At 70.5% G+C, this 22,153-nt stretch carries 24 protein-coding genes; 18 read left to right on the forward strand and 6 right to left on the reverse strand.

What is annotated here, in order from left to right; genetic code table 11:
- Nucleotides 1-18 precede the first annotated feature (18 nt).
- The 3 genes from ACIA6A_RS06240 to ACIA6A_RS06250 all read left to right on the forward strand — a co-directional run bounded on the left by ACIA6A_RS06240 (nt 19) and on the right by ACIA6A_RS06250 (nt 3,336).
- Nucleotides 19-1,290, forward strand: coding sequence for an MFS transporter (locus ACIA6A_RS06240; protein ID WP_396096291.1), 1,272 nt, complete (start codon nt 19-21; stop codon nt 1,288-1,290).
- 72 nt (nt 1,291-1,362) lie between these two features.
- Entirely contained in the window at nt 1,363-2,412 is a 1,050-nt protein-coding gene (locus ACIA6A_RS06245; RefSeq protein WP_396096292.1) for a LacI family DNA-binding transcriptional regulator, read from the forward strand.
- Nucleotides 2,413-2,478: 66 nt separating this feature from the next.
- A complete protein-coding gene (locus ACIA6A_RS06250; protein ID WP_396096293.1) occupies nt 2,479-3,336 on the forward strand; it encodes an NADP-dependent oxidoreductase in 858 nt (285 codons plus the stop codon).
- Here the strand turns inward: ACIA6A_RS06250 and ACIA6A_RS06255 are convergent, their stop codons facing one another.
- On the reverse strand, nt 3,337-4,167 hold the full coding sequence (locus ACIA6A_RS06255; protein WP_396096294.1) for an ArgP/LysG family DNA-binding transcriptional regulator: 831 nt from the start codon (nt 4,165-4,167) through the stop codon (nt 3,337-3,339).
- 70 nt (nt 4,168-4,237) lie between these two features.
- Here ACIA6A_RS06255 and ACIA6A_RS06260 point away from each other — a divergent pair, with 70 nt between their 5' ends.
- Nucleotides 4,238-4,831 carry a LysE/ArgO family amino acid transporter gene (locus ACIA6A_RS06260; protein WP_396096295.1) on the forward strand — a complete coding sequence of 198 codons (594 nt, stop codon included), beginning with the start codon at nt 4,238-4,240 and terminating at the stop codon, nt 4,829-4,831.
- Between the two features lie 10 nt (nt 4,832-4,841).
- On the opposite strand, the gene ACIA6A_RS06265 is transcribed toward ACIA6A_RS06260, so the two are convergent.
- Nucleotides 4,842-5,450: a TetR/AcrR family transcriptional regulator gene (locus ACIA6A_RS06265; protein WP_396096296.1), complete on the reverse strand. Its 609-nt coding sequence runs from the start codon at nt 5,448-5,450 to the stop codon at nt 4,842-4,844.
- Between the two features lie 72 nt (nt 5,451-5,522).
- On the opposite strand from ACIA6A_RS06265, the gene ACIA6A_RS06270 reads away from it, so the two are divergent.
- The 6 genes from ACIA6A_RS06270 to ACIA6A_RS06295 all read left to right on the forward strand — a co-directional run bounded on the left by ACIA6A_RS06270 (nt 5,523) and on the right by ACIA6A_RS06295 (nt 11,419).
- Nucleotides 5,523-6,272: an SDR family oxidoreductase gene (locus tag ACIA6A_RS06270; protein WP_396096297.1), complete on the forward strand. Its 750-nt coding sequence runs from the start codon at nt 5,523-5,525 to the stop codon at nt 6,270-6,272.
- Nucleotides 6,273-6,352: 80 nt separating this feature from the next.
- Complete coding sequence (locus tag ACIA6A_RS06275; RefSeq protein WP_396096475.1) at nt 6,353-7,393, forward strand: MerR family transcriptional regulator; 1,041 nt, start codon at nt 6,353-6,355, stop codon at nt 7,391-7,393.
- Nucleotides 7,394-7,412: 19 nt separating this feature from the next.
- Nucleotides 7,413-8,477, forward strand: a complete 1,065-nt coding sequence (locus ACIA6A_RS06280) for a threonine aldolase family protein (protein ID WP_396096298.1) — start codon at nt 7,413-7,415, stop codon at nt 8,475-8,477.
- A 121-nt stretch (nt 8,478-8,598) separates the two neighbouring features.
- Entirely contained in the window at nt 8,599-9,405 is an 807-nt protein-coding gene (locus ACIA6A_RS06285) for a class I SAM-dependent methyltransferase (protein WP_396096299.1), read from the forward strand.
- Nucleotides 9,406-9,424: 19 nt separating this feature from the next.
- Nucleotides 9,425-10,117, forward strand: coding sequence for a carbon-nitrogen hydrolase family protein (locus tag ACIA6A_RS06290; protein ID WP_396096300.1), 693 nt, complete (start codon nt 9,425-9,427; stop codon nt 10,115-10,117).
- A 231-nt stretch (nt 10,118-10,348) separates the two neighbouring features.
- The gene (locus tag ACIA6A_RS06295; RefSeq protein WP_396096301.1) at nt 10,349-11,419 is read left to right on the forward strand and encodes a glycosyltransferase family 4 protein; all 1,071 of its coding nucleotides are present in this window, start codon (nt 10,349-10,351) and stop codon (nt 11,417-11,419) included.
- Here the strand turns inward: ACIA6A_RS06295 and ACIA6A_RS06300 are convergent.
- Nucleotides 11,392-12,498, reverse strand: a complete 1,107-nt coding sequence (locus ACIA6A_RS06300) for a beta-galactosidase (RefSeq protein ID WP_396096302.1) — start codon at nt 12,496-12,498, stop codon at nt 11,392-11,394. The two genes, ACIA6A_RS06295 and ACIA6A_RS06300, sit on opposite strands and share 28 nt — an antisense overlap.
- Before the next feature lie 149 nt (nt 12,499-12,647).
- On the opposite strand from ACIA6A_RS06300, the gene ACIA6A_RS06305 reads away from it, so the two are divergent.
- Entirely contained in the window at nt 12,648-13,814 is a 1,167-nt protein-coding gene (locus ACIA6A_RS06305) for an EAL domain-containing protein (protein ID WP_396096303.1), read from the forward strand.
- Nucleotides 13,815-14,735: 921 nt separating this feature from the next.
- Here ACIA6A_RS06305 and ACIA6A_RS06310 read toward each other — a convergent pair.
- Entirely contained in the window at nt 14,736-15,695 is a 960-nt protein-coding gene (locus tag ACIA6A_RS06310) for an aldo/keto reductase (RefSeq protein WP_396096304.1), read from the reverse strand.
- Between the two features lie 96 nt (nt 15,696-15,791).
- Here ACIA6A_RS06310 and ACIA6A_RS06315 point away from each other — a divergent pair, with 96 nt between their 5' ends.
- From ACIA6A_RS06315 to ACIA6A_RS06330, 4 genes are all read left to right on the forward strand, one after another.
- A complete protein-coding gene (locus ACIA6A_RS06315) occupies nt 15,792-16,403 on the forward strand; it encodes a TetR family transcriptional regulator (protein WP_396096305.1) in 612 nt (203 codons plus the stop codon).
- A gap of 357 nt (nt 16,404-16,760) precedes the next feature.
- Entirely contained in the window at nt 16,761-17,441 is a 681-nt protein-coding gene (locus ACIA6A_RS06320) for a response regulator transcription factor (RefSeq protein ID WP_396096306.1), read from the forward strand.
- Nucleotide 17,442: 1 nt separating this feature from the next.
- Entirely contained in the window at nt 17,443-18,726 is a 1,284-nt protein-coding gene (locus ACIA6A_RS06325) for an ATP-binding protein (protein ID WP_396096307.1), read from the forward strand.
- A gap of 44 nt (nt 18,727-18,770) precedes the next feature.
- A complete protein-coding gene (locus ACIA6A_RS06330) occupies nt 18,771-19,295 on the forward strand; it encodes a PepSY domain-containing protein (protein ID WP_396096308.1) in 525 nt (174 codons plus the stop codon).
- A 3-nt stretch (nt 19,296-19,298) separates the two neighbouring features.
- Here the strand turns inward: ACIA6A_RS06330 and ACIA6A_RS06335 are convergent, their stop codons facing one another.
- Complete coding sequence (locus tag ACIA6A_RS06335) at nt 19,299-19,907, reverse strand: hypothetical protein (RefSeq protein WP_396096309.1); 609 nt, start codon at nt 19,905-19,907, stop codon at nt 19,299-19,301.
- A gap of 62 nt (nt 19,908-19,969) precedes the next feature.
- On the opposite strand from ACIA6A_RS06335, the gene ACIA6A_RS06340 reads away from it, so the two are divergent.
- From ACIA6A_RS06340 to ACIA6A_RS06350, 3 genes are read left to right on the forward strand one after another with little or no spacing between them, the layout of a single operon-like run.
- Nucleotides 19,970-20,257, forward strand: a complete 288-nt coding sequence (locus tag ACIA6A_RS06340) for a hypothetical protein (RefSeq protein WP_396096310.1) — start codon at nt 19,970-19,972, stop codon at nt 20,255-20,257.
- Nucleotides 20,248-20,469 carry a hypothetical protein gene (locus ACIA6A_RS06345; protein ID WP_396096311.1) on the forward strand — a complete coding sequence of 74 codons (222 nt, stop codon included), beginning with the start codon at nt 20,248-20,250 and terminating at the stop codon, nt 20,467-20,469. The genes ACIA6A_RS06340 and ACIA6A_RS06345 overlap by 10 nt, the downstream gene beginning before the upstream one ends.
- Nucleotides 20,466-20,846 (forward strand): nuclear transport factor 2 family protein, encoded by a 381-nt coding sequence (locus tag ACIA6A_RS06350; RefSeq protein WP_396096312.1) that lies wholly within the window; start codon nt 20,466-20,468, stop codon nt 20,844-20,846. The genes ACIA6A_RS06345 and ACIA6A_RS06350 overlap by 4 nt, the downstream gene beginning before the upstream one ends.
- Here the strand turns inward: ACIA6A_RS06350 and ACIA6A_RS06355 are convergent.
- Nucleotides 20,810-21,778, reverse strand: coding sequence for a hypothetical protein (locus tag ACIA6A_RS06355; RefSeq protein ID WP_396096313.1), 969 nt, complete (start codon nt 21,776-21,778; stop codon nt 20,810-20,812). The two genes, ACIA6A_RS06350 and ACIA6A_RS06355, sit on opposite strands and share 37 nt — an antisense overlap.
- Nucleotides 21,779-22,153: the final 375 nt, after the last annotated feature.

The raw sequence follows: 22,153 nt of genomic DNA on the forward strand, positions 1-22,153 counted from the left end.
GGCCACGATGCTCTCCCCATGACCACTTACCGTCAGCTGTTCCGGGTCGCCGAGTTCCGCATCGTGCTCGGCAGCTACTCGATGCTGCTGATCAGCGAGACCGTGAAGATGCTGGCGCTGTCGGTGCTCGTGTACGCCGGAACCGGCTCGGCCCTGCTCGCCGCACTCGCCTACGTGTCCGGTTTCCTGCCCCAGGTGCTGGGTGGGACGCTGTTCCTGTCGCTCGCCGACCGGTGGCGGCCCCGGCGGCTGATGGCCGGGTACGACCTGGTGCGGATGGCCCTGATCGCGGTGCTCGCGCTCGGCGTGGTGCCCCCGGTCGCCGCGATGGTGCTGGTGTTCGCGGTCGGTAGTTTCGCCCCGGTGGCCCAGGCCGCCCGCACCGCGCTCACCGCGGATCTGCTGCACGGGGACGCGTACGTGCTGGGCCGCTCGCTGTTCACCGTGGTGGCCGGCGCGATGCAGGTGGTCGGGGCCGGTGTCGGCGGGCTGCTGCTGACCGTGGCCGGGCCGGGCGGGGCGTTGTGGCTGGCCGCGGGCGCGTGCGCGGCCTCGGCGGCGGTCGTGCGGTTCGGGCTGGCCGATCGCCCGGCCCGGTCCGGGGGTGGCCGGGGCGCGGTGCGGCAGACGTGGGTGGTGAACCGCGCGTTGCTGCGCGACCGGCCGGTACGCCGGTTGATGCTGGCCCAGTGGCTGCCCGGGTCGCTGATGGTCGGGTCGGAGGGGGTCGTCGTCCCGTACACATCGGATCTGGACCGTGCCTCGTCGGCCGGGGTGCTGCTCGGCGCCGCCGCTTTCGGCATGCTGGCCGGGGAATTCCTGGTCGCGCGTTTTCTGGCACCGCGCCGGCGGGAGCGGCTGGTGCCCTGGCTGGCGCTGCTGCTGGGGGTGCCGTTGCTGGCGTTCCTCTGGCATCCGGGCGTGCTCGCGGCCGCGGTGCTGCTGGCGGTGGCGTCGGCCGGTTTCTCCTACCAGCTCGGGCTGGCCCAGCGGTTCCTCGACGCGGTGCCGGACGAGACGCGCGGTCAGGCGCTCGGACTCGCGAACACCGGCACGATGGTCGCGCAGGGCCTCGCCATCGCGGTCGCCGGAGCGCTGGCCCAGGTCATGTCCCCGGCGGTGGCGGTGCTGCTGGCCGGTGCCGGGTCCGTGCTCGCCACCCTGTTGCTGTGGCGGACCCTGACCGGCGTCACGCCGGGAGCGGGGCAGGACCCCACCCCCGGCGCGACCGGGGCCCCGGCGGTTCCCCGGGCGACAACGGGTACCCACACCGGGGCTGGAACGGTTTAGCCGACCATCCCTTCCGTTGCGCGGCCCGTCAAGACATGTCGATCTCCGACTGTGCGTGGAAGACTTTCGGGTATGCCCCCAAGGGTCACCCTGCTGCATGTCGCTCAGCGGGCCGGTGTCTCGCGCAGCACCGCGTCCTTCGTCCTCACCGGACGCCACGTGGACATGCGGATCTCGGAGGACGCCCGGCAGCGGGTGCTGCGGGCCGCGCGGGAGCTCGACTACCGGCCCAACCTCATGGCACGCAGTCTGCGCACCAAGGTCACCAGGACCGTCGCGCTGCTGTCCGACACGCTGGCCTCCGACCCGTACGCGGGCCGGGCCATCCACGGCGGTCTCGCGGCCGCCGTCGCCCACGGGCACCTGCTGTTCATCGGGGAGACCGAGGGCGACCCGGACATCGAGGAACGCCTCATCACCGACTTCCTGGACCGGCAGGTCGACGCGTTCGTCTACGCCAGCATGTTCACCCGCTACGTCCGGGTGCCGAAACTGCTCAAGGGCCATCCGCTGGTGCTGCTCAACTGCCTCACCCGCTCGGCGCGACCGGCCCACCACGCGGTCGTCCCGGACGAGCTGGCGGCCGGGTGGACCGCGGCGAAAACCCTGGTCGAGGCCGGTTACCGGGAGGGCATCCACCTGGTCGGCAACCCGGCCGAGCAGGTCTTCGCGGGCCGGGAACGCCTGGCCGGGCTGCGCGAGGGATTCGCCGCGGCGGGCGTCAAGCTCGCCGGCACCATCGCGTGCGACTGGTGGCCGGAGCCGGCCTACGACGCGGTCGCCCGGGCCCTGCGCCGCGGCACCGCCCCGCGGGCACTGGTCTGCCTGAACGACCGGGTGGCATTCGGGGCGTACCAGGCACTGAAGGAAGCCGGCCGGGAGATCCCGGCCGACGTGGCGGTGCTGTCCTTCGACGACTCGGACCTGGCCGCCTGGCTACGCCCGCAGCTGACCAGCATCTCGCTGCCGTATTACCAGCTCGGCTGGAAGGCCGTGGAGCTCCTGCTCGGCGACCGAGGCGACGGCGGCAACAGCGGCGACGGCAGCGGCAGCGGCAGCGGCAGCGGCGAGCCGGCGACGCACCGGATGGCCATGCCGGTCCGGCTGCGCGCCTCGATCTGAGTCACCCGGCCGGCCGCGCTCTCATTTCGGCCGCCCGGCCGCGACCGCCGCCTACCGTCACCGACCATGCGAGCCGTTCAATTCAGCGAGTACGGGCCCCCGGGCGTCATCCACGTCGCCGACGTCGAGGAGCCGCACGCGGGGCCGGGCACCGTCCGGATCACCGTCCGCGCCACCGGGCTCTCCACCGGTGAGACCAGGATCCGCTCCGGCGCGCTGCGCGACCTGGTGCCGGTGGACTTCCCGTTCCGGACCGGTTTCGACGCCGCCGGGGTGGTCGACGAGGTCGGCGCCGGCGTGACCGGGGTCCGCGCCGGCGACGAGGTGTTCGGCATGGTCTCCCCGGCCCTGCGCGGCGCCAACGCCGAGCACGCGGTCCTGATCGGCTGGGCGCCGAAACCGGCCGATTGGAGCTGGGCGCAGGCCGGTGGCGCGGCGGGCAGCATCGAGACCTCGGTACGGGTCCTCGACCTGCTCGGCGTCGACGCCACGCACACCGTCCTGATCAACGGGGCGAGCGGCGGGGTGGGGTCGGTCGCGGTGCAGCTCGCGGTGGCCCGTGGCGCGACCGTCATCGGCACCGCGAGTGCGCACAACCACGATTACGTGCGGTCGCTGGGGGGTCAGCTCACGGCGTACGGGAAGGTGGTCTCGGCGGTTTTTGATTGCGTGGGTGGCACGCTGCCGGAGTTGATCGCTCTCGCCGGCTCCCCGGACCGGGTGGTGACGATCGCCGACCTGGACGCGGCGGCACACGGCGTGCGCATGTCGCGTGGCCCGCTGGCGCTGGACAGCCTGGCCGTGGCCGCGAAGGTCCCGCTGCGGATCCGGGTCGCCGCGGCGTTCCCGCTGGCCGGGGCGGCGGCGGCCCACGAGCTGAGCGAGACCCGGCACGGCGGCGGCAAGATCGTCCTGGTCCCCTGATCAGCGCAGAACCGCGGCTGCCGCGGTCCGGACCGCTGTGGTGAGGGCGGTCAGGGTGGCTGACTCCATGCGCCAGTACTGCCAGTACAGCGGGACGTCCAGGAAGCGGCCCGGGGCGAGGTCGATGAGGGCGCCCGCGCGGTCGGCCGGGGTGAGCTGGTGTTCGGGGATCATGCCCCAGCCCAGGCCGAGACGGACCGCGTCGGCGAACGCGGCGGTCGCCGGGATGTAGTGGATCGGCGGGTTCAGGGACGGGTCGTTCAGGAAGCGGTGCTGCAGCCGGTCCTTGCGGTTGAGGACCACCATCGGCGTGGTGTCGAAGCCGGTGAAGACGCCGGGTGCGGCCATCGCGTGATACCTGCTCGCGCCCAGGATCTCCACCTTGCAGCCCTGGACCGCGACGTGCTGGGCGGTCACCGCGGCCATGACCGTGCCCGCCCGGAGCATGTCCGCGGTGTGGTCCTGGTCGTCCTGGTGGATGTCGAAGCTGACGCCGGGCAGGCCCGGCAGGGTGGTCAGGAACCAGCTGAGCGAGTCCGCGTTCACCACCACCGAGATCCGGGTCCGCCCGCCCTCCGGCATCCCCCGGGCCGCGGTCAGGGCTTCCCGGGAGAGCAGGTCGATCTGCCCGGCGAGGCGCACCAGGGCCTGGCCGGCGTCGGTGGGCGCGGCCGGTCTGACCCGGCGGACCAGGACCTGGCCGACGGTCTGCTCGAGGGCCTTGATGCGCTGGCTCACCGCGGACGGCGTGATGTGCAAAGCCCGGGCGGCGGCGTCGAAGCTGCCCTCGGTGATCACGGCCTGGAACGTCGCCAGCTGCTGGGCATCCATGAAGTATTCCTAATGGTCCTGAAGAATCTTTAGCTGGAGTACACCACGGTCCGGGACCTAGCGTCGGGGCGTGCTCTCCTCCGCCCTCGCCGGCTTCGCCGCCTCGATCGTGCTCATCGTCGCCATCGGCTCCCAGAACGCCTTTGTCCTGCGCCAGGGCCTGCGCCGCGAACACCTGCTGCCCGTGGTGCTGACCTGCGCGATCTCCGATCTGCTGCTGATCACCGCCGGCATCGCCGGACTGGGAGCGGTGGTGGCCGCGCATCCCGCGACGGTCACCGTCATCCGATGGGCCGGGGCCGTTTTCCTGCTGGGGTACGCCGTACTGGCCGCGAGACGGGCCCTGTCCCGCCAAGCACTCACGACGACCGGCCAGGGCCCGCGGACGTTGCGGGCGACGGTGCTGACGTGTCTCGCGCTGACATATCTGAACCCGCACGTCTATCTGGACACCGTGTTGCTGCTCGGGTCGGTCGCGCAGCAGCACACCCACCGCTGGCTCTTCGCCGCGGGCGCGGCCGGCGCCAGTGCCGTGTGGTTCGGGGTGCTCGGGTTCGGCGCCCGGCACCTGGCTCCTGTCCTGGAGAAACCGCTGGCGTGGCGGGTCCTGGACGGCTCGATCGCGGCCGTCATGGCGGTCCTGGCCGTGGGCCTGGTCGTTTAGGCCCGCTGTTTCAGAGCGGCGGCCAGCTGCGCAGGATGGCGTCGGTCACCAGCTGGATCTCGTCGCGGGTGGCGCCGCCGGAGGCCTGCACGGCGATGCCGTCCGCGGTGGTCATGAGGTGGCGGGCGAGCACGTCCGGGTCAGCGCCCGCGGGCAGGTCACCCTCGTCGATCGCCCGCTGGAACCGGTCGCGCAGGCGGGCCCGGTCCTCGGCGCGGTAGTGGGCGAGGGCGTCGCGGAGCGTCTGGTCGAGGTGGGCGGCGGCCACGAAGCCCTGCACCGCCAGGCAGCCGGCGGGCTTGCCGGGATAGGTCGTCGCCGCGAGCGAGCCGGCGAGGTAGGCGGCGGCCACCTCCCGGGCGGTCGGCTGCTCCAGCGCCTGGGCGCCGTAACCGGCCGGGCCCTCGGCGTAGCGCTCCAGTGCTTTGCGGAACAGGTCGTCCTTGTTGCCGAACGCCGCGTACAAGCTGGTCTTCGTGATGCCCATGGACCGGGCCAGGTCGCTCAGGCTGACCCCGTCGTAGCCCCGCTCCCAGAAGACGAGCATGGCGCGCTCCAGGGCCGCGTCGGCGTCGAAGCCTCGCGGCCGGCCGATCGGTGCGCTCTGACTGGTCCCCACGCCAGAGATCCTATATCGTCGGCCAGAGTTCTGTTCCGGTCGGAACAGAACAGAACTATCCGGAGGTCAGAGATGAATCGACTGCAGGGCAAGGTCGCCGTTGTCACCGGCGGGGGCACCCGGGGCATCGGCCGGGCCACCGCCGCCCGGCTGGTGGCCGAGGGCGCGTACGTGTTCATCACCGGCCGGCGCAAGGCCGAGCTGGACGAGGCTGTCGAGACGATCGGTGCCGGGGTCACCGCGATCCCGGGCGACATCACCGACCCGGCCGACCTGGACCGGCTCTACGACGCGGTCCGCGAGCGCGGCCAGGGCCTGGACGTGCTGTTCGCCAACGCCGCCACCGCCTCGTTCGCGACCATCGACCAGATCACCGAGGAGGACTTCGACCGCGTCTTCGACGTCAACGTCAAGGGCACGCTGCGTACCGTCCAGAAGGCCCTGCCCCTGCTCAACGACGGCGCCGCGGTGATCCTGAACGCGTCCACCGCCGCCGACCACGGCGCCCCGGCGTTCGGTGCCTACGCGGCGTCCAAGGCCGCCGTCCGGTCGTTCGCGCGGACCTGGGCCAAGGAACTCAGCGGCCGGGGCATCCGGGTCAACGCGATCTCACCCGGCCCGATCGACACCACCGGGATCGACGAGCTCGTCGGCGCGGAGAACGCCGCCGGCTTCAAGGCGAGCCAGGGCGCCGCCCTCGCCATCGGCCGGATGGGCCGCCCGGACGAGGTCGCCGCCGCGGTGGCCTTCCTCGCCTCCGCGGACAGCAGCTTCATGCTCGGCGCCAACATGTACGTCGACGGCGGAGAGAATCAGCTCTGACGGTGGGCAGGACCCGGCGGTGAGCCGGGCTTGACCCTCGACCTGGTCGAGACCTCAGGATCTGAGGTGTGGAGAACGGGATGCTCGGGATCGGGGAAGTAGCCAGGGCCAGCGGCCTGGGTGTCAGCGCCCTGCGCTACTACGACACGGCCGGGGTGCTGGTGCCCGCCGAGGTCGACCCGGTCACCGGTTACCGGCGGTACAGCGCGGCCCAGATCCGGGCGGCCCGGCTGGTCGCCGGGCTGCGCCGGGTCGGGATGCCGGTCGCCGGGATCGCCCGGGTGGTCGCCGGGCTGCCCCGCCCGGACGCGGTCCGCAAGCTGCTCGACGAGCATCTGGCCCGGCTCGAGGACGGGCTCGGCGACGCCCGGCGCGAGATAGCCCGCCTCCACGCCCTGCTCGATCCCGACCTGGAAGGCCCCGCCATGACCCTGATCAACCTGCCCGCCGCCGAACTGGCCGCCGCCCTCGACCTGGTGCGGTTCGCCGCGTCGGCCGACCCTGCACTGCCGATGCTCAACGGCATCCTGATGGAGGTGGAACCGGGGTCGCTGACCCTCGTCGCCACCGACCGGTTCCGGCTCGCCGCCGGCAGCGCCGCGGGCGAGGTCACCGGGCCGGCGGCGCGGCTGGTGGCGCCGCTGCCGTTCGCCGACGCGCTGCGGCCGCTGCTCACCGGCCCCGGCACCGCGGTCGTGGAGCTGACCCCGGCGAGGATCAGCGTGGTGACACCGGCCGGGCGGATCGAGACCGAACCGCTCGACGTGCCGTTCCCCGACCATCACCGGCTCGGGTCCGCCGAGGGCCGGCGGATCCCCGTCGACACCGCCGCGCTGCGGGCCGCGGTGGCCGCCGCCGGGTCCGTGCGACGCGAGCACGAGGGCGAGTCGTACGAGGTGACGATCCTGACCTTCGACCCGGACGGCACCCTGCGCACCGCGGTGGAGTCGGAGTGGGCGGCCGACGAGGAGGCACACGTGGCGGTCAACCGGGAGTTCCTGTTGCAGGCGCTCGACGCGGGTGGCCCGGGACAGCTCGTGCTGGAACTCGACGGGCCGATCAAGCCGCTGTCGCTGCGGCACTCGGACGGCTACTCGCTGCTGATGCCCGTACGTCGATGAGGTAGGCCAGACTGTCCGGGTGGACGAGGAGATTCGGGCCCGGCGGGCCGCTTGCACCGACAGCATTCTCGGCAACGGCCGGGACCGGACCCGGGAGCTGATCGCGTCGATCGATCCCGACGCCGACCCCGACGTGTACGGCGACGGCGGGGTGGTCACCCGGCTGGAACAGCGGACCGCCGAGATACTCGGTAAACCCGCGGCCGTCTTCCTGCCCAGCGGCACCATGGCGCAGCCCGCCACGCTGCGGGTGCACGCCGACCGGCGCACCTCCCGGACCGTGGTCTGGCACCCGTACTCCCACCTCGAACGGCACGAGTTGCAGGCCTACCAGCGGCTGCACCAGCTGGTCGGGCGCTCGACCGGCGAGCTGGACCGGCTGCTGACCCTCGCCGACCTGGAGAAGGTCGCCGAACCGATCGCCGCGCTGCTGCTCGAACTGCCGCAACGCGACCTCGGCGGGCAGATCCCCACCTGGGACGACCTGGTGGCACAGACCGGCTGGGCCCGCGACCGGGGCGCGGCCACCCACCTCGACGGGGCGCGGCTGTGGGAGGCCAGTGCCGGCTACGGCCGCTCCCCGGCCGAGGTCGCGGCACTGTTCGACACCGTCTACGTCTCCTTCTACAAAGGAGTGGGAGCGCTGCCCGGGTGCTGCGTGGCGGGCTCCGACGACGACATCGCCCAGGTCCGGGAGTGGCGCTCCCGGCTCGGCGGCACGCTGTACGCGATGTGGCCGGCCGCGTCGTCGGCGCTCGGCCTGCTCGACGCCACCCTGGCGGAGATGCCGGCCCGGATGCGGCATGCCCTGGCGATCGCCGACGCACTGCGCGACGTGCCCGAGGTCAGCGTCGTCCCGGACCCACCCCAGGTCCCGATGATGCACCTGCTCTTCGCGACGACACCGGAGGTGTTCCGGGCCAACGCGAAACGTCTCGCCGAGGAGACCGGCCTGTGGGTGTGGCCGAACGCGGAGGTCACCGGCGACCCCCGGGTGGTCCGCGCCGAGCTCACCGTCGGCCGGGCGACACTGCGCCACAAGCCGGAAGCCCTGGCCGAGATCCTGGCCGGCCTCTGCCTGTGAATGACGGGGATCACATCGACGGGTGTCGTATCCGTGCTGGCGCGTAGCAGCAGCATCACCGGATGGTAACCGTCGTGCAACGAGGTCGTTCTGGGTGTCTGGACCCGGCTACCGTCGCCGCATGGGTTCCGGACGGCAGTATGACCAGCTGGTGAGCGAAGCCGTAGGAGTGCCCAGAACCGGCTGGGAGTTCGCCTGGCGGGACGGCCGGGCCATCGGTTCGGACCCGTCCTGGTCGTTCCCGGAACTGGCCCGCCCCCTGGTGCGCCGGGCCGGCAGCGTGCTCGACCTCGACACCGGCGGCGGTGAGCTGCTCGCCGAGCTCGCGCCGCTGCCCGCGCACACGGTCGCGGTGGAGGGCTGGGCGCCGAACGTCGCGGTCGCCCGGGACCGGCTCACCCCGTTCGGGGTCTCCGTGCTGACCGAGCTGCCCGGTGGCGAGGAAGAGTTCGACGTGGTGCTCAGCCGGCACGGCCGGCTGCCCGCCGAGGACGTCGCCCGGCTGCTCACCAAGGGCGGCACCCTGCTCAGCCAGCAGGTCGGCAGCGACGACCTGGCCGACCTCAACGCCGAACTCGGCGCCCCGCCACCGCACCCGCGGTCCTGGACCGCCGAGACCGCGACGGCGGCCCTGCGCGACGCCGGGCTCGCGGTCACCGACGTCCGCGAGGAACGCCTGCCGCTCACGTTCCAGGACATCGGCGCGGTGGTCTACCACCTGCGGGCGGTGCCCTGGCAGATCCGCGACTTCAGCCTCGAGAAGTACGATCGCGCGCTGCGCCGGATGGATGCGATGATCCGCACCTACGGCCAGTTCACCGCGATGGCCCACCGCTTCCTGGTCGAGGCCATCCGGGTCCCGGCGGCCCACGTCGCCCACCCGGTGGCCCTGACCCGCACCACCAGTCCCGTCGGCGACCGCAGGTGACCCCGGAAAGGTGCGCACGATGAGAGAGTTGACCCTCGCGGTGGCCCAGCCCCCGTGCACAGCCCTCGATGTGGCGGCCAACGCCCACGCCCACGCGGAGGCGGTCCGGCAGGCCGGCGCCCGGGTGGTGGTCTTCCCCGAACTCTCGCTCACCGGTTACGAGATGGACGCACCGATCGTCGAGACCGACGACCCACGGCTGACGCCGCTCATCGAGGCCTGCGCCGCGACCGGCACCCTGGCCCTGGCGAGTGCCCCGGTGCCGGGCCGATACCTGGGCATGCTGGCCGTCGACGGTACCGGGGCCCGGGTCGCGTACCGGAAAATCAACCTGGCCGGCCACGAACCCGGCAATTTTGTCCCCGGCACCGACCACGTGGTGTGGAATGTGGACGGCTGGCGTCTCGGGCTGGCCCTGTGCAAGGACACCGGCGTCCCCCGGCACCACGCGGAGACGGCGGCGCTCGGCATCGACGCCTACGTCGCGGGCGCACTCGACCAGAAACGCGACGCGGTGGTCCAGGAGGAACGCGCCCGCTGGATCACCACCAAGTACGGCATCTGGATGGCCATCGCGAGCTTCGCGGGCCCGACCGGCGACGGTTACCGCGACAACGCGGGCCGCTCCGGCATCTGGTCCCCGGCCGGCGAACTCGTCGACCGGGCCGGCACCCTACCCGGCGGCCTGGCCTTCGCCACCCTGCGCAAATAGGCAGGCCGGGCCACACCGCCCCGGGCCAGCGCATGGACGGCCAGTTGCACTCCGCGCTGTCCATGGCGGCTGAACATGGCACGCAGGTGACGTGGGGACAATTCTGCCTTGACGCTGATACCGCCCGCTTACGCTCAGGCCAGGCCAGGGGAAAGTCAGGAAGCTGGGGTGGTCGTGCGGGTCGGGGTGGATGGGCGGGTCCTGACGGATCGGTATCACGGGATCGGGCGGGTGGCTTTCGAGCTGGTCCGGGCGATGGCCGGGATCGACGGGGTCGAGGTGGTGGTCTTCGCCGGGGGTGAGCCGTCCCGGCGCTTCGATCTCGGGGGCCTGCCGGGGGTGCGTGTCGTGCCGGTCCGGCTCGGGGCCGTCGACGTGCGGCAGCTGTGGCGGTGGCGGCGGATCGTGAAGCGGGCCGGGGTGGACGTGATGTTCTTTCCGTACCACCTGGGGGCCGCGCCGCTGCCCGGTGTGCCCGCGATCGCGCTGGTGCACGACTGCATCTTCGAGAGTGACACCCGGTTCGCGCCGTCGCGGGCGGTCGCGGTGGCGTACCGGGCGATGACCGCCCTGGTTGCTCGGACCCTGACCGTGGCCACCGTCAGTGCCGCCTCCGCGCGGGAGGTCGAGCGGTTCTACGGGCGGCGGGTGCAGGCCGGGCACATCATCGCCAACGGCGTCGACCCGGCGCTGCGTGGAGACCCGGCCGGGACCGGCCGGCTGCGTGCGGAGTTCGGGTTGCGGCCCGGGTACGTCCTGCACGTCGGCGCCCAGCGACCGCACAAGAATGCCGCGGTGCTCGTCGAGGCGATCGCCGCGGTGCCGGACGCCCGGCTGGTGCTGGTGGGGTCGGCCGACGAGCGGTTCGCCGACGAGGTGGGGCCCGCGATCGCGCGGTTCGGGGTGACGGATCGGGTGACCCGGCTGCCGTTCGTGCCCGAGGAGTTGCTGGGCTCGCTGTATGCGGACGCCGGGCTGCTCGCGTACCCGTCGCTGGTGGAGGGTTTCGGTCTTCCGGTGCTGGAGGCGATGGTGGCCGGGACGGCGGTCGTGGCCGCGGACGTGCCGGTGTTGCGGGAGGTCGGGGGCGGCGCCGCGCTGTACGTGGAGCCCCGGTGCGGGCAGGCGTGGGCGGCGGCGATCGAGCGGCTGCTGACCGACGCCGACCTCCGGGACGGCCTGGTGGCCGCCGGGGCCGTCCACGCCGCCCGGTTCACCTGGGGTGCCGCCGCCGAACGGCTGGTCGCGGCCTGCCGTGCGGTGGCCGGCAGCCGTCAGGAACCGGTGTTGACCGAGAGGTAACGGGCGCTGCCGATGATGTCGGTGCTCTTCAGGCGCACGATGTACAGGGCGGCGAGGTCGTTGCGCTGGGCGAGTTCCATGACGCCGGGCAGCTGGGCCGGGGTGCAGACGTGGCTGGTCTCGGCCATCGCGCGCAGGCCCTTGGCCCGGGCCAGACCCGACAGGTACGCGACGGTGTTCTCGTTCTCGGCCCACGTGCCGTACACGACGACGTTCGGGTCCTTGAGCGCGTTGACCTGGCGCGTGGCGTCGTACCCGCGCTGGACCTCGCCGTTGATCTCGGGGCTGGAGGTGCCGGCGAGGTTCGTCGTGACGGCCTTGTCGAAGTCGCCGGTGCGCATGCCGTAGGACGGGTACAGCACGGCGGCGGTCCCCCGGTAGCCGGCTGACCGCAGCGCGGCGATCTGCCAGTTCTGGTACGACGCCAGCGAGTTCAGATAGAAGCGCAGGAACTTCGACGCCTGACCGGCCGTACTCGGCATTCCCGGCTTCCAGTTCGGGACCGGGTTGCGCGTCCTGGCGTTGACGTCGTACGCGTAATACAGGTTGCGGAGCCGCCCGGTCGACGGGTCGAGCTTGAACGGGTAGGTGAGCTCACCCCAGTGGCCGCCGCCCGTGCGCACGATCGAGAAATCGGTGCCGACCCGGGCGAAGACCTTCTTGAGGTATCGAATGGCGAGCGTGCGGTACTGCGTACCGAAGACGAGGTTGGGCTCTTTGGAATCGGTGTAGGTCTCGCCGTTCTGGTCGACGTAACGGGCGCCCGGCATCGCCAGCAGCCAATCCGGGGCCTCGTGCACGCCCGCGTTGAAGGAAACGGTGTAACCGAGCGCCTGCAGCCGGGTGATCCGGGACGCGACGGAGGTCAGATAGTTCTCGTCGAACCGGCCCCGCACCGGCTCCGCCTGGAACCAGTTCATCTCGACCAGCACATCCGCGGCCCCGCCGGTGTTGTGCAAGCTCGTCATGTCGGCGTCGGAGTAGTTGCCGATGATCCCGAGCGCCGGGGACACACCGGTGGTGGCCTGCGCGGCCTGGGCGTTCGTCGGGACGAACGTGGCGAGGACGGCGGCGGCCACGACTGCGAACTTACTCGGCGAGAGCTTCACGCCAGGTCCAGTCGGCGCCCTCCCGGTGGTCTCGCGGATCGGCAACCGAGCGCTAACACGCCGCACCCGATACGCTCCGCGGCCTCAAGTAGCCACCGCGCCTGCCGATACGTCAGCGCATGGACACCTTGGTGGTCGACCGCCTGCTCGGCCTCGCTCGCGCGCACCTCGGCGCGGAGTTCGCGGTGCTCTCCGACATCACCGACGGGCGGCAGGTGGTCCGCGCGGTCAGCGGTGACACCGGGCCCTACCGGGTCGGGTCGGTGCTCACCGACTCCTACTGCCTGCGCGTCTCGCAGGACACCCTGCACCCGGTCATCACCGATGCCCGTCGCGATGTCGGCACCCGCGATCTGCCGTTCACCCAGCAGGCCGGGATCGGCTCGTACGTGGGGGTGCCCTGGAGCACCACCGACGGTTCCCGTACCGGCATCCTCTGCTGTCTCAGCCGGCTTCCCGACCCCCGTCTGGGTGACGACTCGGCCCGCTTCCTGGCCATGCTCGCCGAACTGATCGGCGACGAGGTGATCAGCCCGGTGCTGCACGACGACGCCCCGGACATCCAGCGGCTGCGCGGTGTGCTGCAGGACCGGAGCCTGCGGATGGTCTTCCAGCCGGTGGTTCGGCTCTCCGACGCGACGGTCACCGGTTACGAGTCGCTGGCCCGCTTCGACCTGTCGGAATTCCCCACCCCGGCGCACGCGTTCGCCGCCGCCGGTCGCTCCGGGCTCGGCGTCCCCCTGGAACTGCTGGCCATCGACCGGGCCTTCGAAGCACTGCCCTATCTGCCGTACGACACCACGCTCGGGGTCAACCTGTCGGCCGAGGCGCTGCTGAACCCGGCGGTGCAGGACACCGTGCTGGCCCACGCCCAGGGTGGCATCTGTGTCGAGGTCACCGAGCACACCCAGGTCACCGACTATCCGGCGCTGAACAAGGTGACCGACCGGCTGCGCGAGGCCGGGGTGCTGATCGTGGTCGACGACGCCGGGGCCGGGTTCGCCAGCCTCCAGCACATCCTGCAGCTGCGCCCGGACATCATCAAGCTGGACATCAGCCTGGTCCGTGACATCGACGCGGACCCGGTCCGGGCGGCACTGGCCCGTTCGCTGACGTCGTTCGCCTCCGAGGTCGGTGCCCGGCTGGTCGCCGAGGGCATCGAGACCCGGGCCGAGCACGACAAGCTGCAGGACCTGGGCATCGACTTCGGCCAGGGCTATTACCTGGCCCGGCCGGCTCCCCTGCCGATGGCACCGCAGGTCTCTCCCTCAGCGGCGCGGTCGTAGCCCATCCTCATCGCCGGTGGGGTCTGCGGTGACCACCGGCCGGGCGCAGAAGGACAGGAGCAGGGCAGCTGCGACGAGGGCCACCCGGCGCACCGGTCTGCGGCGGGACCACCACGATGCCTGATTTGTCACCAGTGCAGCATGGATGGCCGTTCGGATGCCGCCCCCCACCGCGGGTCACCGGCTCTGCTCCGTCGTTCCGGACGAGGGGTCGGGTTTTCGGTGCGGAGGCCAGGACACGCCGATGGCGAGCGCGCCCAACAGGCCGAGAAGCAGAAGAATGACGACGGCGAACTGGACCTTGTCGCGTCGGTTCAGCTGTCTGGGCTGACTCCCGCCCCAGTCGAATCGATGATCAGGCACCCCATCAGTCTCGCCGCCCGCGGCCGGAAGTGCGATCGCCCAAAAGAAGCAAAAAGATTTAGCCTATTTCAAGCGTCCTGCCACGGTCCCCGCTCGTTGGACCTCATCGCCGCTTCGACCGCCCGCCACGTCGGCGTGTGCCGCACCCATGACGGTGCGGGCGCCCGTTGCGGGCCGAACAGGTAACGGTGAGGGCTGGCCGCTGATCACCCACTTCGCCACCCTCGGCGTGGGCCTGGCGGTCGTCAACGGCTGCGTCCCACCCCCACCCGGCCTGCTGGCCAAGCCGGTCACCGACCTGCCGCCGGTCACACACCACGTAATCCACCAGCCACAAGCCACAAGCCACAAGCCCTCACCGACCCACGAGTGGCAAGCCTGCTGGACCGACTCCTGCAGAAATGCGGCCAGCAGACTATTCAAGATCATTTAATGACGCGACACTCTCGCCTCAAAGTGCTTCCACCCACACTGGACGCCGAGGTGCGATGAACCGCAGCGCATAAGGGTCCGGTCGCCATCAGGCAAGCGGTGCTCGCATCGCCCGTCCTCAGCGGCTTACTCCCAGACCGGCGTGCCACCGGCGTAGCGGGCTCCGAACCCGCCGGTGGGCAGGATCTCCTGGATGCGTTCGAGGTCGGCCGGGGTGAGCGCCAAGTCGGCGGCGGCAGTGTTCTCCTCGACGCGGGCCGGGCTGCGGGTGCCGGGGATCGGCACGATCTGCTGGCCCTGGGCCAGCAGCCAGGCCAGGGCCAGCTGCGACACTGTCGCGTCCTTGGTCGCGGCCAGGTCGGTGAGCAGCCGGGTCGCCTCCAGGTTCTTCTCGTAGTTGCCCGGCTGCCAGCGCGGGTCGTGGCGGCGCATGTCGCTCTCGTCGTAGTCGGTGGCCGGCTTGGCGGCGCCGGTGAGGAAACCGCGGCCCAGAGGCGAGTACGGTACGAAGCCGATGCCGAGCTCGGTCAGGGTCGGGAACAGGACCTCGACGTCGCGCTCGAACAACGAGTATTCGGTCTGCAGCACCGAGACCGGCTGCACGGCGTGCGCGCGGCGGATGGTTTCCGGGCCGGCTTCGCTGAGACCGAAATACTTCACCTTGCCGGCGTCGATGAACTCCTTGACCGTGCCGGCGACGTCCTCGATCGGCACGGTGGTGTCGACGCGGTGCTGGTAGAGCACGTCGATGTGGTCGACGCCCAGGTACCGCAGGCTGTTCTCGACGACCTCGCGGATGTGCTCCGGGCGGCTGTCGTGTCCGTAGTCGTGGGTGAAGCCGAACTTCGTCGCGATGACGATGTCGTCGCGGAACGGGGCGACGGCCTCCCCGACGATCTTCTCGTTCTCGCCCCAGCCGTACAGCTCGGCGGTGTCGAAGAACGAAACGCCCAGGTCGTGGGCGCGCCGAATGGCGGCGATGCCCTCCTGCTTGTCGCCGGGACCGTAGGCGAGCGAAATGCCCATCGCACCGTAGCCGATCTCCGACGTGACCAGACCCTGTCGGCCGAGGTGGCGCTGCTTCATGGAGTACTCCAAGGATCGGATGTTGATGTGCCTTCGTCTGGCACGTTACGCCTAGATTGGCAGTCTCTGCCAGGGCAGGCGGTGTATGTTACTGGCGTGACGAGCGACACCGGCCGACGGCTGCACGAGAGGGCGCGCGACGCGGTACGCGACGCCGTCCGGGCCGAGGTCGTCGATCGGGCGCTGCGGCTCTTCGACGAGCGCGGCTTCGAGCAGACGACCGTTCAGGACATCAGCGAGGCGGCGGGGATCTCCCCGCGCAGCTTCTTCCGGTATTTCGCGGTCAAAGAAGACGTCGTGATCGGCGACATGACCGCCTATGGTCTGGTCGTGCGTGACGCTCTGGCCGCGTGCCCGGCCGGCGAGCCGATCTGGAGCGCCCTGCGGGCGGCGTTCACCCCCATGATCGAAGTATCGACCGGCGACCCCGAGCGGAACCTGCGGCTGATGCGGGTCCTGCTGAGCGCGCCGACACTGCGGGCCCGCAACTTGGAGAAGCACATCGCCTGGGCGAACCTGATGGCGCCGGTCATCGCCGAGCGACTGGACGGCCCGGCCGGCAGCCGGGACTTCCGCGCGCAGACGCTGGCCCATGCCGCGCTGGCCTGCCTCGACGTGGCGCTGGCCGAATGGACCAATAGCGGCGGAACCATCGATTTCACCGACCTGCTCGACGACGGCTTCGCCACCCTCGGGCCGGCGTCATGACCGATCTCGTACGCGTTGATCCGGGAGAGGTGGGTTACGGCGCGCCGTCCAGTGGACGCCGGCTGGACCAACGAACGCCGGGCCGGCACCGCCCCCTCGCTCTCATCGATATCCGGACCACCCATACCTGCCCTGACCAGCACCGTCAGGTTGAAATAGGCTCGTGGATTCACGACCTGATCCAGCGGGAGCCAGAGGGACCACCATTCGGGCGTCGAGAGCCGGGAGCGGCTCCACGCACATCTTGAGCTGGATTCCTACCTGGCCGACCAGGGCATCTGAAGCTGTCCATGGACGTTCAGGGTGTGTTCAGGTGGGGTGGGCGAGGATGGGGTTTTCGACCTCGGGAGGCTGACCGTGCGGGTACTCGTCGTTGATGACGAGCAGCGGCTGGCTCGGTCGTTGCGGTTGGGGCTGGTCGCCGAGGGGTTTGCCGTCGACGTCGCCCATGATGGGGTCGACGGGCTGTGGCTGGCCCGGGAGAACGAGTATGACGCCATTGTGCTCGACCTGATGCTGCCCAAGCTGAACGGCTATCAGGTCTGTGCGACGTTGCGGGCGGAGAAGGACTGGACGCCGATTCTCATGCTCACCGCCAAGGATGGCGAGTGGGATCAGGTGGAAGGGCTCGACACCGGGGCCGATGACTATTTGACGAAACCGTGCTCTTTTCCCGTACTCGTGGCTCGGTTGCGGGCGGTGACCCGGCGGGGTGCGCGGGAACGGCCCACCCAGCTGGAGGTCGGGGATCTGCGGCTGGATCCGGCGGCCCGGCGGGTGTGGCGGGGTGACATCGAGGTGGAGCTGACCGCCCGGGAGTTCTCGCTGCTCGCCTTCCTGGCGCGGAACCCCGGGGACGTCGTGTCGAAACGGCAGATCCTCGACACCGTGTGGGACGTCGATTTTGTCGGTGACCCGAACATTGTCGAGGTCTACATCCGGCATCTGCGGAACAAGGTCGACCGGCCGTTCGGGCGGGCCGACATCCAGACACTGCGCGGTGCCGGCTACCGGCTCGGAGGAGATGATGCGGGCTGACATGCGGTTGCGGACGACCGCTGCGGCCGTACTCGTGGTGGCGGTTGCTCTTCTGGCCGGTTCCTTCGCCCTTGTCGCCCTGATGCGGGGGTCGTTGCGGGACGGGCTGGAGGCCACCGCCGAGCAGCGGGCCTCGGTCCTGCTCGATCAGGCCGAGGCCGGGGGCCTGCCCGCGGTCGAGCCGGCGGACCCGGACGACGATCTGGACGACCTGGTGTGGCAGGTGACCGGCTCGGACGGCACCGTGGTGCGGTCGTCGGTGGCGTTGCCGGACGAAGCCGTCGACGAGGTGCGGCTGCCCGGTTCCGATCATGGGTACGTGGTGGTCGCCGACGACGGTGACGAGTACCGGGTGTCGGTGGCCGTGTCGCTGGAGGAGGTCGACGACTCCACGTCCGCGCTGGTCACTCCCCTGGTGGCCGGGCTTCCGCTGCTCGTTCTGCTCGTCGGGGGCACGACGTGGGTGCTGGTGTCGCGGGCGCTGGCCCCGGTCGAGCGGATCCGACGGGAGGTCGAGGAGATCACCGGGGACCGGCTGGACCGGCGGGTGCCCGAACCGGCTTCGCGGGACGAGATCGGGCGGCTGGCCCGGACCATGAACCAGATGCTGACCCGGTTGCAGGACTCCCGGGACCGGCAACGGGAGTTCGTCGCCGACGCTTCGCACGAGCTGCGGTCCCCGGTGGCCAGCATCCGGCAGGTGGCGGAGGTCGCGCGGGCACATCCGGCCGCGCTGCCGGACGGCGAGCTGGCCGAGACCGTGCTGGAGGAGTCGGGGCGGCTGCAGCGGCTCGTCGAGCAGTTGCTGCTGCTCACCCGCGCTGACGACGGCGGGGCGGCCCGGGTGCACCAGGATGTCGACGTCGACGATCTGGCCTTCGCCGAGGCGCGGCGGGTGGCGCGTACCGGGCTCGTGGTCGACACCGCCGGGGTCGGCGCCGGCCGGGCCCGGGGTGATGCCGCCTCGCTCGGCCAGGTGGTCCGCAACCTCGCCGACAACGCGGCCCGGCACGCCGTCGCGGCGATGGCCGTCGGGGTCCGGGCGGCGGACGGCTGGGTCGAGCTGACCGTCGACGACGACGGGCCGGGCATCGCCGAGGACCAGCGGGAACGCGTCTTCGAACGCTTCGTGCGCCTCGACGAGGCGCGTGCCCGCGACGCCGGTGGCAGCGGGCTCGGCCTGGCCATCGTCAGGGAGATCGTCACCGCGCACGCCGGGACCGTCGCCGTCTCCCGCTCGGCGCTGGGTGGGGCCCGTTTCACCGTACGGATTCCCGGTCCCTGATCGCGTTCAGGTGAGATTCAGGCAGTGACCCGCAGGCTGTGCCCATGAATACAGCGAAGCTCCGCACCAAGCGCGTCATCGTCACCACCACCGCGGCCGTCGCCGCCCTCGCCATCGGCGGCGGGGTCTGGGCCACCGCCGCGAACGCCGACGTCCGCGGCGAGGACCGCGACCGCCTCGGCAACGCCGCCGTGCAGGCCGTCGGCGGAGGCACCGTCACCGACGTCGACACCAGCGACGACAAGGGCGAGGCGTACGAGGTCGAGGTCCGCAAGCAGGACGGCAGCGAGATCGACGTGGCCCTCGACAAGGACGGCAAGGTCATCGGTCAGCAGGCCGACACCCCCGACTCCCCGGATGCTGACGACCGGGTGCTGACCGACGCCGAGCGCACCTCGGCCGAGCAGGCCGCCGTGGCCGCGGTCACCGGCGGGACGGTCACCGACGTCGAGGCGAGCGACGACCCGGGGGTCGCGTACGAGGTCGAGGTCCGCGCCGCCGACAACAGCGAGTGGGACGTCGAGCTGGACACCGCGTTCAAGGTCGTCACCAAGACCGCCGACAACTGACGCTCAGCGGGTCGCCGGCAGGTGACGCAGCCCGTCCGGGCGCGGGATCAGATACCCGAGGTACCGGGGCTCCCCAGGATCATCGCCGAGGTCTCCGGCATACGCATGGCCGGAGACCTCGGGTCCGATGAGGGCCAGCCGGAAGCCGACCGTCGCGTAGACCTCCCGGGCCACGCCGGCCAGCCACGCGTCGATCGGGGCCCGCCATCCGATCGACGGCGGGTCACCTTCCCGCTCGTACGGGTAGGAGCCCACCATTCGCTGCTCCGCCCGGCCCAGCGCGCCGATCGGCAGGTAGAAACACAACCAGTCGGGACCGTCGTCCTCGCGGACGGCGACCGCACCGCACACCATGCGTACGCCGTTCGGCAGGTCGACCAGGCCGCGCAGGTGCCCGTACCGCCGCAGTGATTCCAGGGTGAGCGACACGCGCTGCTGGTCCTCCGGCTCGAGGTCGTCGCGGCCGTAGCACCCGTGCACGCCGGCGGCCCGCCAGACCGCCTCCAGACACCGGCCGAGCCGCTCGTCGCTGGTCCGCCCGACCTCGACGGCCAGCTCGTAGCAACCGCCGTGCCAGTTGTCGGCGATGGTGAACTTCGCGGCGTCGGACACGGCCCGATGGTAGGTCTTGCTCAGCATCCCGAACCTGTGACCCGGGTGGTTAGCCTCGGGCGGTGATCACCATGACGCCGGTGCTGCTGCGATCGGTGGCCGTCTGTCCGTTCTGGGCCGCCGACCCGATCGACTATCTCTTCGAGATCCCGCGCCGGCCGACGCCGCGGCAGGTGGGGACCATCGTCTGGCCCCTGCTCGCGGGCAGCGTCATCGCGAACGACATGTCCGTCACCGCGAACAACGCGGCCGAGGCCATCGAGGTGTATCTGGCCTGCGACGACGACTATGCCGCCGGTGGCCTGCGGCTCAGCTCCGGCGAGGTGACCATCGACCCCGGGTGCTGTTGATCGAGGTGCGGCGGGACCTCGCGGGATTCCTCGACGCGGTGCATCCGTGGGCCCGGGACGTCGTCCCCGGCCTGGCCGACCCGTTCACCGCCGCCGTCGACAAGCGGCTGCGGATCAGTCGCTCAGCCGAGCAAGACCCGCCGCTGTGGGCCGACATCGACGGCGAAACGGGCTACGAGTTCGATCGTCACGTGGATAAGTTTGGCCGATGACGACGGAACACGATCGATTGATCGAGCTCGCCCACCGGAACCTGCTCGGGGTGTTCGGGGAGCGCGACCCGCAGGCCCGGGCCAAGACTGTCGACGAGATCTACGCCGAGCGGGTGACGTTCTCGGATCCCGAGGGCGTGCTGGTCGGCCGGGAGGCGCTCGGGCAGAAGGCGCAGAAGCTGCTCGACGACGCCCCCGCGTTCGTGTTCAGCCCGGTCGGCGAGGCGCAGGTCGCCCAGGACCTCGTCCTGCTCCGGTGGCAGCTCGGCCCGGCCGGTCAGCCGCCGGTGGTCACCGGGACGGACATCATGATCGTGGCGGACGGCCGGATCGCCCAGCTCTACACCCTGCTCAACAAGCCGACCGGCAAAGAGTGATTCGGGCTGGGCTCTTGGGCGAGGTCCCAGGTGTACGTCCGGCCGGCGGGGGCCGAATCGCGGAACTCGATAAGCCAGTCATCACTCCCGTCGATCCGGACTGGGTCACCAAAAGCCCCGAAGCCGAAGCGTTCCGTGACGGCCGGGGCAGCTTTGTCCCGGGGGAACACGAAGCGGACCACGAGTTCGCTCAGCACCGACGAGCCGCCGTTGTCGATCGGGGGCCGGTCCGTCCAGACGAGACTGTCGGTGCCGTCTTTGCGCAGTGGCGCCCACAGCCTCTTCGTCTGGTAGTCGACCTGCCAGTCCGTCGAACTTTTCAGCACCGGATCGAATATCAACCAGACCCGGAAGATGCCATCCTTGATCAAGGGCAGCGCTTTCACCGGGACTTTGTTCTCCAGCAGGGTGGCGCGCAGGCCAATCTCGTCCACTCCGATCGGTGGCGCGGTGTTGTAGGGCAGGACCGGGCGGAACGTACGCTGCGTGATGCGCCCGGTGGGCTGCGTCTCGTGCCGCTCCGAGATGCGGTCGGCGTCGTCGTCGGCGCCGACGATCACCGTGATGACGAGGCGCTCGGTGAACATGGACTCGCCTTTGTCGACCACGTGCTCGATGGCTTCGACGTAGCCTTGGTGTCCCACCTGGAGCTTGGCAATCTGCGCCTGGTCAAACAGGATCTTTCGCTTGACTCTCGCCAACCCCGACCGTCGCTCCTCAAGCGCGGTCTTCAACCTGCGGACCATGCCATCGAAGTACCAAACCCACCATCGGATCACCAGGAAAAACAGGGATGAAACTCCGACACCGGTGAGAATTATCCGACCCCACCCTTTACTCAATCCCAGAAGCTGAGAAACGCTAGCTGCGGCACCCACCAGCAAGATCGAAAAATTCACCACACTGCGAAAGAGCTTCTTCAGCTGGGACAAGGCGGGCATAGTCGTACCCCGATCCTGTGATGATATGACCCCTTCATTATCCTCGACCCGAGGCGATAAGCACATCACCTTGCAGAGGCATAACATGCAGGCACAACCATGCCCCAAACCGGAGTCAAACAAGGCCCCATACAGACACCATCGCGATCAAGCGACGCGAGGCGAACCAGTCACACATCAAAGGCTTGCTTGTTGACAACTCGCTAATGCCCGAAATGCTACTATCTATTACCAATTCTACCATGATCAATATTAGGCTAGAAAGCAAGAAGTAACGTAAGTTTACAAATGACCAGATCGTTACAATTTGAAAAATTCAATATTTTTAAGAAGTGCCAACAACCGACCCCCGCCGTATGATCGCGC

The sequence above is a fragment of the Actinoplanes sp. NPDC051494 genome (assembly GCF_044454705.1).
Lineage (GTDB): Bacteria > Actinomycetota > Actinomycetes > Mycobacteriales > Micromonosporaceae > Actinoplanes.